Raw genomic sequence first — 1,192 nt, 5'->3', positions numbered from 1 at the left:
CGTCCTTTAGATTTGTTTTGATTATTTTTAGAATGAGAAGGAAGCAGAAGTAAACTATCCTTTCGTCAGAGTTTGGACTCATGTCTCGATTTAGACTTCTGCCTCCCTTTCATCAGGAACTCAAATAGAAATTAGGGCTAATGACCCATTATTAAGGACTTGAGCCGAACTGATGAATTCTCATTTCAATTCTTAAAACAAATTTATGAAAAAGATTTTTATTGGAATCGACATCAGCAGCAAAACATTAGATATCTGTTTAAAGACTGATGGAAAGGTTGAGTATTTCAACATTCAGAACCAGCTAAAACCCATTAGATTGTTCTTTAAAAAGCACACAACAGTAGGAACCGTAGTTGCTATGGAGAATACCGGGCGCTACAACTGGAACCTGTTTGAGGTTCTAGCCGAGCTAGAACTATTCGTTTATGTGCTCTCACCATTGCACTTGAAGAAGAGCCTTGGTCTCTCACGAGGAAAGAACGATAAGATTGATTCGCTTCGGATCTGTAGCTACATCGAAAAGAACCAGCAAGGAACTAAACAATGGAGCCAGTTATCGTTATCGATAAGAAGGCTTAAAGTTCTGCTAACCGAGCGGGCAACTAGGGTAGCAATGAAAAGCAGTTTTGTCAGACAGCAACATGATTATAAGATGATGAAGTCAATCGCGTTGGACAAAGAACTGCTAAAACTGAATAAAAAGCTCATTGAATCGATCGATGTGCAGATAAAGAAGATTGAATCCGATATTGAAATGAACATTATGCTGGATAGCGAACTCAAGTGCAAAGCGGAACTTATACGGTCTGTTCCAGGAGTTGGAAAGGTGGTCTCATGGATGATGATTGCAAAGACCGAGGGCTTTACATCGATCAGCGACCCACGCAAAATGGCATGTTACTGTGGAGTGGTGCCATTTGACCATCAATCGGGAACCTCAATAAGATATAGGCCCAGGGTGTCGGTATTTGCAGATAAAGGGATGAAAAGCCTGCTCCACCTTGCGGCAATGAGTTCGATAAGGCTAAATAATGATCTGGGGACATATTATAAACGAAAAGTTCAGGAGGGAAAGAACAAGATGAGCGTTTTAAATGCGGTAAGAAACAAAATCATCCATAGGATATTCGCTGTAATAAAAAACCAAACCATCTATAAAAATGATTTGGTTTTGTCATAGAAATCGAGA

At 39.7% G+C, this 1,192-nt stretch carries 1 protein-coding gene; it reads left to right on the top strand.

The window, feature by feature from the left end:
• Nucleotides 1-205 precede the first annotated feature (205 nt).
• Nucleotides 206-1,183: an IS110 family RNA-guided transposase gene (locus tag AC1DG9_RS27215; protein WP_337716559.1), complete on the top strand. Its 978-nt coding sequence runs from the start codon at nucleotides 206-208 to the stop codon at nucleotides 1,181-1,183.
• The last annotated feature ends 9 nt before the right edge of the window (nucleotides 1,184-1,192 follow it).

The organism is Pedobacter sp. 05L430 (assembly GCF_056397585.1).
This window is presented reverse-complemented; position numbering and strand designations above follow the sequence as displayed.

Excerpts from the sequence above, each read along its gene's own strand:
- AC1DG9_RS27215 (WP_337716559.1), top strand. The coding sequence starts at position 206 with ATGAAAAAGATTTTTATTGGAATCGACATCAGCAGCAAAACATTAGAT.